General features: G+C 66.1%; 16 protein-coding genes. 8 read left to right on the forward strand and 8 right to left on the reverse strand.

The genetic code is table 11. The features are described from left to right. Window positions 1–1,041 (forward strand): TrkH family potassium uptake protein (locus tag IP89_RS15970; protein WP_043310605.1); only part of this gene is annotated, 1,041 nt, incomplete at its 5' end. A 165-nt stretch (window positions 1,042–1,206) separates the two neighbouring features. Here IP89_RS15970 and IP89_RS15975 read toward each other — a convergent pair. Beyond that, entirely contained in the window at window positions 1,207–2,208 is a 1,002-nt protein-coding gene (locus IP89_RS15975) for an AraC family transcriptional regulator (RefSeq protein WP_043310606.1), read from the reverse strand. Between the two features lie 180 nt (window positions 2,209–2,388). Between IP89_RS15975 and IP89_RS15980 the strand changes: the two genes are divergently transcribed. From IP89_RS15980 to IP89_RS15995, 4 genes are all read left to right on the forward strand, one after another. Next, the gene (locus tag IP89_RS15980) at window positions 2,389–2,589 is read left to right on the forward strand and encodes a hypothetical protein (protein ID WP_043310607.1); all 201 of its coding nucleotides are present in this window, start codon (window positions 2,389–2,391) and stop codon (window positions 2,587–2,589) included. Between the two features lie 110 nt (window positions 2,590–2,699). After that, window positions 2,700–3,017 (forward strand): Mpo1-like protein, encoded by a 318-nt coding sequence (locus IP89_RS15985; RefSeq protein WP_043310608.1) that lies wholly within the window; start codon window positions 2,700–2,702, stop codon window positions 3,015–3,017. A gap of 82 nt (window positions 3,018–3,099) precedes the next feature. After that, on the forward strand, window positions 3,100–3,675 hold the full coding sequence (locus IP89_RS15990) for an HD domain-containing protein (protein ID WP_043310609.1): 576 nt from the start codon (window positions 3,100–3,102) through the stop codon (window positions 3,673–3,675). A gap of 143 nt (window positions 3,676–3,818) precedes the next feature. Beyond that, window positions 3,819–5,207, forward strand: coding sequence for an adenylate/guanylate cyclase domain-containing protein (locus tag IP89_RS15995; protein WP_043310610.1), 1,389 nt, complete (start codon window positions 3,819–3,821; stop codon window positions 5,205–5,207). On the opposite strand, the gene IP89_RS16000 is transcribed toward IP89_RS15995, so the two are convergent. From IP89_RS16000 to IP89_RS16010, 3 genes are read right to left on the reverse strand one after another with little or no spacing between them, the layout of a single operon-like run. Then, a complete protein-coding gene (locus tag IP89_RS16000) occupies window positions 5,197–6,027 on the reverse strand; it encodes a class I SAM-dependent methyltransferase (protein ID WP_043310611.1) in 831 nt (276 codons plus the stop codon). The genes IP89_RS15995 and IP89_RS16000 overlap by 11 nt on opposite strands. 42 nt (window positions 6,028–6,069) lie before the next feature. After that, window positions 6,070–7,131, reverse strand: coding sequence for a glycosyltransferase family 1 protein (locus IP89_RS16005; RefSeq protein WP_043310612.1), 1,062 nt, complete (start codon window positions 7,129–7,131; stop codon window positions 6,070–6,072). Then, complete coding sequence (locus IP89_RS16010) at window positions 7,128–7,937, reverse strand: UDP-2,3-diacylglucosamine diphosphatase (protein ID WP_043310613.1); 810 nt, start codon at window positions 7,935–7,937, stop codon at window positions 7,128–7,130. Before IP89_RS16010 ends, IP89_RS16005 begins: the two co-directional genes overlap by 4 nt. A gap of 132 nt (window positions 7,938–8,069) precedes the next feature. Between IP89_RS16010 and IP89_RS16015 the strand changes: the two genes are divergently transcribed. The 3 genes from IP89_RS16015 (at window position 8,070) to IP89_RS16025 (ending at window position 10,170) form a co-directional block, all read left to right on the forward strand. Beyond that, the gene (locus IP89_RS16015; protein ID WP_177326890.1) at window positions 8,070–8,816 is read left to right on the forward strand and encodes an AraC family transcriptional regulator; all 747 of its coding nucleotides are present in this window, start codon (window positions 8,070–8,072) and stop codon (window positions 8,814–8,816) included. A 91-nt stretch (window positions 8,817–8,907) separates the two neighbouring features. Next, on the forward strand, window positions 8,908–9,243 hold the full coding sequence (locus tag IP89_RS16020; RefSeq protein WP_043310614.1) for a tRNA-binding protein: 336 nt from the start codon (window positions 8,908–8,910) through the stop codon (window positions 9,241–9,243). Window positions 9,244–9,297: 54 nt separating this feature from the next. Continuing rightward, window positions 9,298–10,170: a DMT family transporter gene (locus tag IP89_RS16025; protein ID WP_043310615.1), complete on the forward strand. Its 873-nt coding sequence runs from the start codon at window positions 9,298–9,300 to the stop codon at window positions 10,168–10,170. Here IP89_RS16025 and IP89_RS23550 read toward each other — a convergent pair. From IP89_RS23550 to IP89_RS16045, 4 genes are all read right to left on the reverse strand, one after another. After that, window positions 10,163–10,630, reverse strand: coding sequence for a hypothetical protein (locus IP89_RS23550; RefSeq protein ID WP_256203157.1), 468 nt, complete (start codon window positions 10,628–10,630; stop codon window positions 10,163–10,165). The genes IP89_RS16025 and IP89_RS23550 overlap by 8 nt on opposite strands. 158 nt (window positions 10,631–10,788) lie before the next feature. After that, window positions 10,789–11,067 (reverse strand): SelT/SelW/SelH family protein, encoded by a 279-nt coding sequence (locus IP89_RS16035; protein ID WP_043310617.1) that lies wholly within the window; start codon window positions 11,065–11,067, stop codon window positions 10,789–10,791. Window positions 11,068–11,163: 96 nt separating this feature from the next. Then, on the reverse strand, window positions 11,164–13,173 hold the full coding sequence (locus IP89_RS16040; RefSeq protein WP_052081112.1) for a FimV/HubP family polar landmark protein: 2,010 nt from the start codon (window positions 13,171–13,173) through the stop codon (window positions 11,164–11,166). A gap of 230 nt (window positions 13,174–13,403) precedes the next feature. Then, window positions 13,404–13,838, reverse strand: coding sequence for a MarR family transcriptional regulator (locus IP89_RS16045; RefSeq protein ID WP_043310618.1), 435 nt, complete (start codon window positions 13,836–13,838; stop codon window positions 13,404–13,406). Window positions 13,839–13,910: the final 72 nt, after the last annotated feature.

Below are 13,910 nucleotides of genomic sequence, written 5' to 3' on the forward strand. Positions count from 1 at the left end.
CTCGGCGGCATCGGCTTCATCGCCATGGCCGTGGCGATCCTGCCGATGCTGCGCATCGGTGGTATGCGCCTGTTCCAGACCGAATCCTCGGACCGTTCGGACAAGGTCATGCCGCGCTCGCACATGGTGGCCAAGTACATGGTGGTGGCCTACGTCGGTCTCAGCGCCCTGGGCGTGCTGGGCTTCTGGCTGGCCGGCATGAGCCTGTTCGACGCCATCAACCATTCCATGTCGGCGATTTCCACCGGCGGTTTCTCCACCTCGGACGCCTCCCTGGCCAAGTGGCAGCAGCCGGCCGTGCACTGGGTGGCGGTGGTGGTGATGATCTGCGGCAGCCTGCCGTTCGTGCTCTACGTGTCGACCCTGCGCGGCAACTACAAGGCGCTGATCCGCGACGAGCAGGTGCGCGGCTTCATGTTCGTGCTGGTCGGCAGCTGGCTGGTGCTGGCCACCTGGTACACCCTGACCACCAAGCTGCACTGGCTCGAGGCCCTGCGCCACGTGGCGGTGAACACCACCTCGATCATGACCACCACCGGCTTCGCCCTCGGCGACTACAGCCTGTGGGGCGGCTTCTCGACCATGCTGTTCTTCTACCTGGGCTTCATCGGCGGCTGCTCCGGCTCCACCGCCGGCGGCCTCAAGGTGTTCCGCTTCCAGGTCGCCTTCATCCTGCTCAAGGCCAACCTGATGCAGCTGGTACACCCGCGCGCGGTGATCAAGCAGCAGTACAACCGCCATCGACTGGACGAGGACATCGTCCGCTCGATCCTGGCCTTCTCGTTCTTCTTCACTATTACCATCGCCGCCCTGGCGCTGGCCCTGAGTCTGTGCGGGCTGGACTGGATCACCGCGCTGTCCGGAGCGGCCAGTACGGTGTCCGGCGTGGGCCCGGGCATGGGCCCGATCATCGGCCCGGCCGGCAACTTCTCCAGCCTGCCGGACACGGCCAAATGGCTGCTGAGCGCGGGCATGCTGCTGGGCAGGCTGGAAATCCTCACCGTACTGGTACTGCTCCTCCCCGCCTTCTGGCGCCACTAAAAATCCGCCCTGAGCTGCTGCGCACGCCTGATCCGCGTGCGGGCAGTGCTCGCAATGCTCATGGACCTCACGTCCACTGCGCTTGCTACGCGCTGGCCGCCCACGGCTGAGGCGCGCTCGCGACGCTCAGAACGAATTTTTATCCTGGTATCGCCCGCTGGACTCCTACAACCGCGCGCGGTACTCGCCCGGCGTGGCATCGAACCAACGGCGGAAGGCGCGGAAGAAGTTGCTGGGATCGGCAAAGCCGAGCAGGTAGGCGATTTCCAGCAGGGTCAGGTTGGGCTGGGCCAGATACTGCTCGGCCAGCTCGCGGCGGGTGTCGTCGAGCAACTGCTGGTAGCTGGTGCCCTCTTCCTGCAGGCGGCGCTGCAGGGTGCGCTCGGACAGCAGCAGCGCCTGGGCCACCGCCTCGCGCTTGGGCTCGCCCTGCGGCAGCAGGCGGCACAGTACCTGGCGCACCTGGTGGGTCACCCGGCTTTCGGAGAAGCGCGCCAGATACTCGCCGGCGAAGCGGTCGTGCAGTTGCGCCAACGCCTCGTTGGCGCTGGGCAGCGGCGCTTCCAGATCAGCGCGGGAGAACAGCAGCGAATAGTGCTCGGCATTGAATTCCAGCGGCGCCTGGAAGGCCTGCTGATACAGCTCGCGATTGGCGGGCGCCCCACCCTGGAAATTGACCCGGCGCGGTGTGATCGATTTGCCGGTGAGCCAGCGGCAGAAGGCCAGGCAATAGGCCAGCGATGCCTCGGCGCTCTGCTTGGCCGGCGGCAGGCGGTCGCCGTGGATCGCCAAGATCAGCTCGTACCCTTCCGGATGCGGACGCAGGCTGAGGTCGGAGCCCTCGGCGATGATGCGCTGATAGCGCACCAGGCGATTGAAGCCTTCCAGCAAGTTGCGGCTGGACATCAGCGCATAACCCACCACGTGGAACGACGATGGCCGCACCACCCGCGCCATGTTCAGGCCGATGGCCGGGTTGCCGGAAGCCTCCACCGCCAGGTGCCAGAGACGAGTCATGGCGTCCTGCGGAAAGCGCGCATCCGGGTCGTTGAGGGCCTGGTAGTCCAGCTCCAGGCGCTCGAACAGCTGGCGGCAATCTACGCCGCTCAGCTCCAGGGCCTGGACGATGCCGGAAGCCCAGCTGGAAGAGGTGGTACGTTCGCTCATCGGCTTTGTTGTTCTATGAATCGCACGGGTTGGCGGCGCAAGAATACTAACCCCGTGGCGCAGGAGCCATACCATCATGGACCGGGTGAATCGCGCCTGCGCTCCCCGGTCCATGCGCTGGCGCGCAATGTCGTTTAGGATTTCGCGGACAAGAAGAGCAAGCCACAGGAAGACACGAGCATGATCGGTTCGGATGACGAGCTGCGCGAAACCGGGGAACGCCTGGATCGAAGCAGCGCAGAGCCCGCGCAGGACAACGATGACGCGGATGCAGGCGATCAGCCGCTACTCAGCGATGTGGCCCCGGCCCACCCCGAGGATGTCGCCAGGAAGATCCTCCGTGATGCGCTGAAGTCGTTCCCCATCCCCGGCAAGAAGTGAGCCGCCTCGCCTGAGCGGCGGCGCGCTGGGATACTAAACTGGCACTGTATGTCACTGGCCGCCGGGTACCGCCCGCGTAGACTGCGACCAACAATGACAGGAGGTACGCCATGAGCGCTGAAACCACCGCCCGCTTCAACAGCTTCGCCGAGTTCTACCCCTACTACCTGCAGGAGCACAGCAACGACGTGTGCCGCCGCCTGCACTACGTCGGCAGCCTGCTGGTGCTGAGCATCCTCGCCTACGCCATCGTCACCCAGCAGTGGTTGTGGCTGCTGGCCCTGCCCTTCGCCGGCTACGGCTTCGCCTGGGTCGGCCACTTCGTCTTCGAGAAGAACAAGCCGGCCACCTTCAAATACCCGCTGTACAGCCTCATGGGTGACTGGGTGATGCTCAAGGATGCCTTCACCGGCCGCATCCGTTTCTGAGTCGACGACAACAGCACTGCGGCGGAACCGTGTCCGCCGCAGTGCTTTCCGTGATCGCGCATAACAACAAGAGAACCGCCGGATGAACGCTCACGCACGCTTCACCCATATGGAAGACGGCAGCGCCGACGACTGGGCGATCATCGCCAAGGACTTCGCCCAGTACGCCAAGCTGCTGCCGGACCGCATCCTCACCCACCTGCGCCTGCTTGATGGCGACTTCGGTGGTTTCCCAGTCGACCGCCTGACCCACTCGCTGCAAACCGCCACCCTCGCCCATCGCGATGGCAAGGACGAGGAATACGTGGTCTGCGCCCTGCTCCACGACATCGGCGACACCCTCGGCTCCTACAACCACGCCGATATCGCCGCCGCTATCCTCAAGCCATTCGTCAGCCCGGAAAACCACTGGATGATCGAGAAGCACGCGATCTTCCAGGGCTACTACTTCTTCCATCACCTGGGCATGGATCGGCACCTGCGCGAGCAGTTCAAGGACCACCCGCAGTTCCAGGCCACCATCGAGTTCTGCGCCCGTTACGACGCCGCGGCCTTCGATCCGCAAGCCGAAGCGCTGCCGCTGGAGTTCTTCGAACCCATGCTGCGCCGCGTCTTCGCCCAGCCCAAGCAGTCGCTGTACAAGGCGGCCATGAGCTGATTGCAGCCATCCGGCGGCCGAGCTTGGCCGCCGGCCATGGGCTGGTTATGATCCCCCGGCCCGAATTACTCCTGGCTCAGGTCTTGCAGACCGACCAGACGCCCGCCAGAGGCGCCAGAAAAACATCAGGGATCGCTGCATACATGAAGCCTATCGTCCGGGAAGCTCCCCAGGCACATCCTGCTCCGCTGCTGCGCGAATACTATTCGCGAGTGCTGGCCTATATCGCCCCCGCCGCTGCCCTGGCCGCCGGCACTTACGTCAACCACTTCGGTTACAACATCCTCTGGCTGGTGCCCTACGCCCTGCTCTATCCGCACCTGGCGTACCACCTGGGCAACCGTTTCAAGCGTGATTACCCGCAGCAGACCACCCTGATCCTGCTGTTCATCGACGCCATCCACGCCGGCGCCGCTGTCGTGCTGATGGGCTTCTCGGTGGTACCGGCGCTGATGTTCCTGCTGACACTGGGCTTCAGTTCGCTGGTTGCCGGCGGACTGCGCAACATGGGCGTCGCCATGCTGGTGGCCGCAGGCAGCGTGGCGCTGAACACGGCGCTGGTCCGCCCGGAGATCAACGTCGCCACACCCAGCCTGGTGGCCCTGGTCAGCATCCTGCTGACCACCCTGTACGTGTGCATCACCGCCTTCTTCGTCCACGAGCAGGGCATGCGCCTGAACCAGGCCCGTAGCGAGATCAAGCGCGAGCAGGAAAAGGCCGCGCGCCTGGCCCGCAACCTGGCCAAGTACCTGTCGCCGCAGGTCTGGGAAATGATCTTCAGCGGCAAGAAGCACGTGCGCCTGGAGACCCAGCGCAAGAAGCTCACCGTGTTCTTCTCCGATATCAAGGGCTTCACCGAGCTGACCGAAGAGCTGGAAGCCGAACAGCTCACCGACGTGCTCAACACCTACCTCAACGAGATGTCGAAGATCGCTCTCAAGCACGGCGGCACCATCGACAAGTTCGTCGGCGACAGCGTGCTGGTGTTCTTCGGCGACCCAAGCAGCCAGGGCGCCAAGAAGGACGCGGTGAACGCCGTGTCCATGGCCATCGCCATGCGCAAGCACATGAAGGTGCTGCGCCAGCAGTGGCGCGCCCAGGGCATCACCAAGCCGCTGGAGATCCGCATGGGCCTCAACACCGGCTACTGCACGGTCGGCAACTTCGGCGCCGATACGCGCATGGACTACACCATCATCGGCCGCGAAGTGAACCTGGCCAGCCGCCTGGAAAGCTCCTCCGAGGCCGGTGAGATCCTTATCTCCCACGAGACCTACTCGCTGGTGAAGGACCTGATCATGTGCCGCGACAAGGGCCAGATCGCGGTCAAGGGCTTCAGCCGACCGGTGCAGATCTACCAGGTGGTGGACCACCGCCGCGACCTGGGCGCCCGCTCCAGCTACGTCGAGCACGAGATGCCGGGCTTCTCCATGTACCTGGATACCAACGGCATCCAGAACTACGACAAGGAGAAGGTCATCCAGGCCCTCAACCTGGCCGCCGAGAAGCTGCGCGACAAGGTCATCCTCTAGCCCGCGCCTCGATCTGCCAGCAGGCCGCCGAGAACTCGACTCGGCCACCCTTCACGAAAGGCTCGAAGGCCTGCCGCAGCCGCGCCAACAACGCGGCTCGCTCGATCTCCGGCAACTGCTGCAGCACCAGGCCAACCGGCCCCAGTCGGCTCAGGTAAGGCTGCAGCGCCGACTCCGGCATGCTCATCGGCACGTCCAGCGCGCGCACCTCCACCTCCTCCCAGCCAGCCGCCTGCAGAATGCCGTGCACCCGAGCAGCATCGGCGAAGGCGAACTGTCCGGGCGCCCCAGGCCGGCGAGTCGGTAGTGCCGGCAACCAGGGCGCAGCCGCTCGTTCGGCGCAGACCATGAAGGGATTGTCCTCGGCGCCGCGCCAGGCCAGCAGGCGCATCCGCGCCCCGCTGGTGGCCGCTCGGTATAGGTTGGCGAATGCCGCCTGTGGGTCGGCGAAGAACATCACACCGAAGCGCGAGATCAGCCAGTCGTAGGAAGCTGCGGCGAAGTCATGCACCTGCGCATCGGCGCAAACGAAACGCGCCGGATTGCTCTCGCCCTCGGCCCGCGTGCGCGCCAGCTCCAGCATGGGCGCGGAGATATCGATACCCAGGCAGTCGCCGCTGATGCTGGCAGCAGCCAGGCTGGTCGCCCCGGTGCCGCAACCGATGTCCAGCACCCGCGCGCCACTGCTCAGGCCCTGCAGCAGCGGCGGCAACAGTGGCGCGAACAGCGCATCGAGCAGTTGCTGCGAATCGACCCAGGCCTGGCCGCCGGGGCCATTCCACAGGCGCTGCTGATCATCTAACAGGTTGGATGTGCTCATGCGGTGCTCCCATCGGATGGCTGATGGGAGCAGCTTGCCGGTTCAAGTCGACTTGAGGTCAAGCCCCACGTTCGGAAGCTCTACCAGACTCGACAACACCTGTCCGAGTGGTTCGCCATCGAGGCGTGGCTGTGCACTGAGGAACTCCAGTGCCGAGGCTCGCCACGACTGGCGCGCGGCCTGCTCGGCGCACAGCTGGCGGTCCAGCTGCAGCGCAGCGAGGCAGGCTTGGGCCAGGTCCTCGCTCATCACCCCGGTCAGCCCCGGCTGCAGTACATCCAGCGGGCCCGCCACCGGGAAGGCCGCCACCGGCGTACCACAGGCCAGCGCCTCGAGCATCACCAGGCCGAGGGTATCGGTACGCGAGGGGAATACCAGCACGCTGGCGGCGGCGAACTGTGCGGCCAGCGCCTCGCCCTGCAGGTAGCCGAGGAACTGCGCCTGCGGGTAATCGCGCTGCAGCGCCTCGCGCTCCGGGCCATCGCCGACCAGGCGTTTCTCTCCCGGCAGGTCCAGGTCGAGGAAGGCACGCAGGTTCTTCTCCGCCGCCAGACGCCCGACATAGAGAAATACCGGCTGCCCCTCCTCGCGTGGTCGCGGCTGGAACAAGCCGGTATCCACACCCTTGCGCCACAGACGCAGACGCCCCAGGCCCTGGCTGGCGAACTCCTCGCGCAAGCGCTCGGTGCTGACCAGTACGGCCTGGCTGGGACGGTGGAAGCGGCGCAGGAAGGCATAGCCCCAGCGCAGCGCGATCCACGGCCAGCGGGTATTCACGTATTCGGGGAAGCGCGTATGGATGGCGCTGGAGAAGGCCAGGCCACGACGCAGCAGCCAGCGCCGCGCGGCCCAACCCAGCGGTCCCTCGGTGGCCAAGTGCACACAGTCCGGGCGGAAATCGCGGATCGCCGGGCCGACCCGCCATAGGTCCCAGGCCAGCGGAATCTCCGGATAACTAGGGCACGGCACATGACGGAAATCCTGCGGCGACAGCACCTTGACCAGGTGCCCCAGGCCCCGCAGTTCGCTGACCAGCGCCTGCAGACTGGTGACCACACCGTTGACCTGCGGCGCCCAGGCATCGCTGACGATCAGTACCCTCATGCCGCCTGCCCTATGCTCGCCACAGCCGCGGTCTGTGCCTGATCCTCGGCCAGCCGGTAGAGCTGGATGCTGCCATCCAGGTGCTCAATCAGCGCGGTGCAGGACTCGACCCAGTCGCCGCAGTTCATGTACTCGACGCCGTTCACCCGGCGAATCTCGGCGTGGTGAATGTGGCCGCAGACGGCGCCGTCCAGGCCGCGCTTCACGCACTCATGGGCGATGGACTCCTCGAAGTCGCTGATGAAGTTTACCGCCGTCTTGACCTTGTGCTTGAGGAACGCCGACAGCGACCAGTAGCCGTAGCCCCAGCGCTCGCGCCAGTGGTTGAGCCAGCGGTTGAGGGTCAGGGTGAACTCGTAGGCGGAGTCGCCGAGGAAGGCCAGCCACCTGTGGTAGCGGGTGATCACGTCGAACTGGTCGCCGTGGATCACCAGCAACCTGCGGCCATCGGCGGTTTCGTGCACCGCCTCGTCGACCAACTGGATATTGCCGAGGATCAGCGTGGAATAGCGGCGCAGGAACTCGTCGTGGTTGCCGGTGACGTAGATCACCTCGGTGCCACGCTTGCTCATGGTCAGCAGGCGGCGGATCACGTTGGTGTGGGCCTGCGGCCAGTAGATGCCGCCACGCAGCTTCCAGCCGTCGATGATGTCGCCGACCAGGTACACGCGGTCGGCCTGGTAGCGCTTGAGGAAGGCCGCCAGGCGTTCGGCCTGACAGTCGCGGGTGCCTAGGTGGACGTCGGAAATCCACAGGGTGCGGACATGCTGCTTGCGGCTGGGCTTGCTGCGCTCGGCGATGCTCATTGGCGGCCTCCGGCTGGGTTTAGCCGAGCTTGCGCGGCAGCGGTGAAACAACCATGACATGCGCATGACTCTTGCGTGACAACCGGCGGCGTGGCGCGGCGTGTACACTGGCCGCTCGATCAGGAGCCCGCCATGACCCAGCTGCTCTCGCTGCGCCACTACCATCACGAACAGATTGCCCACAGCCACGAACACGCCCAGCTGGTGTTCGGCCTGTCCGGCCTGCTCGATTTCGAGGTGGAAGGTCGCGGCTGCCGGGTCGCCAGCCACAGCCTGGCAGTGGTGCCGCCGGGCAGCCACCACGCCTGCGCCAGCCCCCTGGGCAGCCACTGCCTGGTGCTCGACGTGCCGGAGGGCGGCTGGCTGCAACAGCGCCTGGGGCATCATCTGGATGCCAGCCGGCGCCTGCTGGAGACGCCCGGCCGCCTCGACCTGAGCCAGGCCCAGGGCCGATTGGTCGACTGGTTGGCCGCCAGCCCGATCGATGATCACGTGATCGCCCAGCAAGGCGCCGCCCTGCTGCTGGCCAGCCTTAGCGGCGCCAGCGCGGCCCCGGCGCCTGTCGGCTTGCCGCTGGCAAGCATCGATGCGCACATCGACCGCCATTGCGCCCATCCATTGCAGGTGGCCGACCTGGCGCGCCTGTGCGACCTGTCCAGCGCACGCCTGCATGCCCGCTTCGTCAGTGAGACCGGCCACACGCCGATGGACTATGTGCGCCAGCGCCGCCTGCGTCTAGGCCGCGAGCTGCTGCTGAACTCGCGCCTGGCGGTCGGCGAGGTCGCCGCACGGGTCGGCTATGGCTCGCAGAGCGCCTTCACCGCCGCACTGGTGCGTGAGTTCGGCGTCACCCCGCGCCAGCTGCGCAGCGAAGCCTGACGCGAGTCCTGCGACAAAGTCCGCGAGCCTCGCGACAGACGCGGATGGTCCCTTGCGCCTAGACTCGGCCGATCATTCAGGAGAGATCGGCATGCAGACCATCGAATGGCAGGACTTCGAGCGCGTGGAACTGCGCGTCGGCACCCTGCTCAGCGCCCGCCCCAACGACAAGGCGATCAAGCCGGCCTATGTCCTGGAAGTGGATCTTGGCGAGCTCGGCGTGAAGACCTCCAGCGCCCAGCTCACCGCGCACTACGGCGCCGACGAGCTGATCGGCCGCCAGGTGCTCTGCGTGTGCAACTTCGCGCCCAAGCGCGTCGCCGGGGTACGCTCGGAGGTCCTGGTCACCGGTGTCTACGATCAGGAGGGCAAGGTGGTGCTAGCCAGCTTCGACCGGCCGCTGCCCAATGGTGCCCGCCTCGCTTGATGTTCTTGCGCCTGGTCTGAATCAGACTTCGTTTCCCGCAGCTTGGAAAAAACCATGCAACACCGTACCGCCCTCCTCGCCCTGCACCTGGGCGCCGTGTTCTTCGGCCTCTCCGGCATCTTCGGCAAGCTGGCCCTGGCCGCACCGCTGGTGATCGTGTTCGGCCGCGCCCTGTTCGCCATGGCCGCGCTGGGCCTGTTCACCCACATCGGCGAGCCCGCCGCGCGCCTGAATAACCGCCAGCGCCTGGCCCTGGCCGCGGTCGGGCTGCTACTGGGCGGGCACTGGTGGACCTTCTTCATCGCGGTCAAGGTCTCGGGCGTCGGCATCGCCACGCTCGGCTTCGCCAGCTTCCCGGCCTTCACCGTGCTGCTCGAGGGGCTGCTGTTCCGCGAGCGCATCCGCCGCGCCGAATGGGGCGTGGTGGCTCTGGTGTGCCTGGGCCTGGTGCTGGTCACCCCGCATTTCGACATCAGCAGCGACGCCACCCTCGGCCTCGGCTGGGCGGTGCTGTCCGGCCTGCTGTTCGCCATGGTCTCGGTGGGTAACCGCGCCACCACCGCCGGGATCAAGCCGGCTCAGGCCGCCTACTGGCAGAACCTCGGCATCGTGCTGGTCTGCCTGCCGCTGGCCGGCGGCCTGCTGAGCGATGTGCGGCCCATGGACTGGCTGTGGATCGCCCTGCTCGGCCTGCTCTGCACGGCACTGGCGCACAGCCTGTTCGTCGCCAGCCTGCGCGTGCTCAACGCACGCAGCGCCTCAGTGGTGTTCGCCCTGGAGCCGGTCTACGGCATCCTCTTCGCCTGGTGGATCTTCAATGAGCAGCCGGGCCTGCGCATGCTCTGCGGCGGAGTGCTGATCCTGCTCGCCACCATCATCTCGGCGCGCCTGAGCAAGCACGCCGCCACGGTCGACGACCTCAGTTGACGCTATAGCCGCGCCCGGCCAGGCAGGCGCCCAATGCCCGGCGGTAGCGATCGGTGCTGTCGGCGCCGACCGGCTGGGTCGCGGTGGCCGGGTCGAAGCCGCTCTGCGCCACCGCCCAGCTGTGGCACTCGTAGCGATCACGGCCCTGCTGGTCGACGCTCTGGCCATTAGCCGGATAGGCGATCACTTCATAACTGGCCACCGCATTGCCCTGCACTGCCGGCGGCGGGCTGACCACTTCGTAGCGCTGGCTGTTGGCGTTCCACAGGTAGTAGGTCCCGGCCGCGACGAAGTACAGCATGTTGCCGATCCACAGCTCGCGCGCGAACGACGGCAGGCCATGACCACCACCGTGCGGACCCGGTCCCGGGCCCCAGGAGCCGCCCGGACGACCGCCTGGCCCAGGGCCACCCGGTCCTCCTGGCCCAGCCAGCAGGCTGCCGGAAATACCGAAGAGCATCAGGCTCAGGCCGATGATGCGCAGGGGGCGTCGCATGTCATTCACCTCGTTCGATCATTGCGGCCAGCGAATGCGGCCTCGCGGCAATTATTTCGCGAGGCCTGCCGGAGCAACGTCAGAGGCGGGTAAAAGGCGGGTAAAGAGGTTGATACAAAGGCTCAGCGATCGTTGTGGCCGAGGTCGCGCTCCGGGTCGATCAGGTCGCGCAGGCGCTGCTTGAGTTCCTTGGCCTCAGGGAAGCCGCCGTCGGTCTTGCGCTCCCACAGCTGCACGCCATCACAGACGATGCGGAACACCCCGCCGGTGCCCGGCTGCAGGCTGACCATGCCCAACTCGTCGGAGAAGGTGCTGAGCAGCTCCTGGGCCAGCCAGGCCGAGCGCAGCAGCCATTGGCACTGGGTGCAGTAGGTGATGACGACCTCGGGCTTGCTGGACATCGAACGCTCCAAAACGAAAAGGGCCGCCATCATAGCGCCCCACAAAGGACAACGCCGCGGCTCTACCGCGGCGTTGTCTTCCCGCCCTAAACCGAATCAGGCGATCTTGGCCAACAGCTCCCTGGCCTGCTGGCGCTCCTGCTCGTCGCCTGTGCTGATCACCTCGTTGAGGATGTCGCAGGCGCTGCCGATGTCACCCTGTTCGATGTAGGCCAGAGCCATGTTCAGCTTGACCAGATGTTCGCGGTTGCCGGCCAGGTGGTCGAGGTCGCTCTCCGCCGAGCTGGTGAAGGCGTCCGTGAGCTCGTCGTCCAGGAGTTGCTCCTGGGGGAAGCCCTCGACGATAGCGTCCATCTCCAGCACATCCGGCAGCTGCTGCAGGTCGGAGCGGAAGTCGGGATCGTACGCCGGCTCCTTCACCGCCTTGCTGCGCACCGGCTGCTCGGGCTTGAACGGACTGGCCAGGCCCCAGTCGGCATCCAGGGACAGGTCATCGAGATTGAGCTGGAACTCGTCCTCGGGCGCCGCAGGTACCGGCGCCTCGTCCAGCTGCAGCACGGCATCGGCCAGCGGCGCGTGCTCCTGCGGCTGACGCAGGGTCGCAACGTAACGCGAGCGAATCTGATCCACCTGAACATGGCTGGCGCCCATCTCCAGCAGCTCCTGCTGCAGGCTCACGAAGGCGGCGCCATCGCCCATCTCGCCGAGCACCTCGAGCAGACGCAGGCGCAGATCGAGACGTGCTGGTTGCAGGGCAATGCCCTTGCGCAGCGCACTGGCGGCCTCGGAGAAGCGACCGTAGGCGATATAGATGTTAGCCCCCTCCAGCGGGTCGGCCGCACCCGTGGGCAGGCGCGCTGGCGCCAAGCCAGGAGCAGGAGCCAACACTTCCTCGCTCGGGGTCTCGGCACGCGCCGGCTGTGGAGTCACCACTCGCACCTGCGGACGCATTTCCGGCACAGGCGCGCGCCGTGGCGCTTCGGCCTGCTTCGCCGGAGAACGCCGACGGCCCAGCAACAGGGCCGCGATGAGCAACAGCGCCACCAGTACGGCGCTGAGCAGCCACATCAACAGGCCACTGCTCTTCTCCTCCACAATCACCGGAGCAACCGGTGCTGGGACGGACTCGACGACGGGTGCCAGCGGCGCTTCACGGCGCTGCTGCAACTCATCGTGAATCTGCTGCAGCTGGCGATCCTTCTCGGCCATCTGCGCCTGCAGCTGGGACAGTTGGTCCTGCAGCGCGACCAGGTTGTCCTGCAGCGCCTGGTTCTGTGCGGTGACCTCGACCAGTTCGGCATCGGCCTGGTGCTGCTCGACCTCGATCTGCTCCTGCACCACATTGCCTGCCGGAGCATCGACCACGGGTTGCTGCGCTACGGGAGCGGACGTCGGCGCCGGTTGCTCACGCGCCGCTACGCTATCGGGCAGCAACAGCTCGGCCTCGGCGCGCAGGCGATTGATATCGCCACCGGCAAAGGCCTGGGGGTTGAGGGCATGGATATCGGCCATCAGCACCTCGCGGCTGGCCGTGGAGCCGGCGGCCTGCAGGCGCCCGGCAATGCTCCACAGGCTGTCGCCACGCTGCACGCTGTAGCGCTCGCCGCGAATGGCCGCCGGCACCGCGCGTGGTGCTACTGGCTGAGACGCCACCGCGCGAGGTTCGCTGCGCGCCGGGGCAGCAGGCGCCGCCTGCTGGCCATAGTTCATGCCTGGCGGGTCGATCAGTACTGTGTACTCGCGCAGCAACGTGCCACCGGGACGTGCGACCTCGACGATGAAATTCAGGTAGGGTTCGCGGACCGGCTTGCTGGACACCACGCGAATGCGCGCGCGGCCGCCATCGAGCATGGGCGCGAAACGCAGGTCGTTGAGGAAGTAGTAACGCTCGACCCCGGCGCGGTTGAATTCCTCGGCCGAAGCCAGCCGCACCTTGATCTCGTCGCTGCTGAGGTCACCGATCTGGTACAGCTCGATCTCTGCATCCAGTGGCTGGTTGAGCGCCGAGTGCAGGTCGATCTCGCCCAGGCCCAGGGCGGGGACCAGCCCCGAGTAGAATGCCGACCCCGACGCCAGGGTCAGGAGCAGGTCACGGATTCGAGCCATGCGGCCTCTCCCGGTCACACGCACTGGCCTGCTATCCTTGGGAATGCTTATCCCCGGCAGGCCTGGTGGGTGAAGTAAGAATGACGGGCAGACCTTCCCTTGCAACCCGACATGCCCCCAGCAATGGCTATGGGCATGAAGTCAGCTTAAGAAACCGTCGACGGGAACGCCAATCGGCACTTATGCAAAATCGAGATAGCACAATAGCATCACTAACCAACTGGAACTAATCAGATTTTTTCCAGATTGCTCAGGATGCGCGCGTGGATGCCCTGACATAGACGCTGTTCTTCCTCGCTGACGCCAACGAACAGCTCCTGACGTAGCTGCTGGGCGATGCTCTCGATCTGCTCGATCAGCGGGCGAGCCTTATCGCTCAGCACCACCTTCTTGGCGCGGCGATCTTCCGGCACGGCGATGCGTCGCACCAGCTCCTGAGCCTCCAGACCATCGAGCAGGCGAGCCAGGGTCGGCCCCTCTACACCCACGGTCTGCGCCAGCTCGCGCTGGGTCGGGGCCTCCTTGAGCAGGGCCAGGTGCAGCAGCACCAACCAGCGCGCCTGGGACAGGCCGAGCCCGGAGAGACGCCGATCCAGCTCGGCGCGCCAGGAGCGGGAAAGCTGGGCCAGCTGCATGCCGAAACTATGTTGCGCGAAGTTGTGCATAGAAGACTCTCTACTGGCTTCCGCTGCCGTCCCCTCCCCTGAGTGTGCGTGGACAGCAGAAAAACCTAATTA

Source organism: Pseudomonas sp. ML96 (genome assembly GCF_000761545.1).
GTDB lineage: Bacteria > Pseudomonadota > Gammaproteobacteria > Pseudomonadales > Pseudomonadaceae > Aquipseudomonas.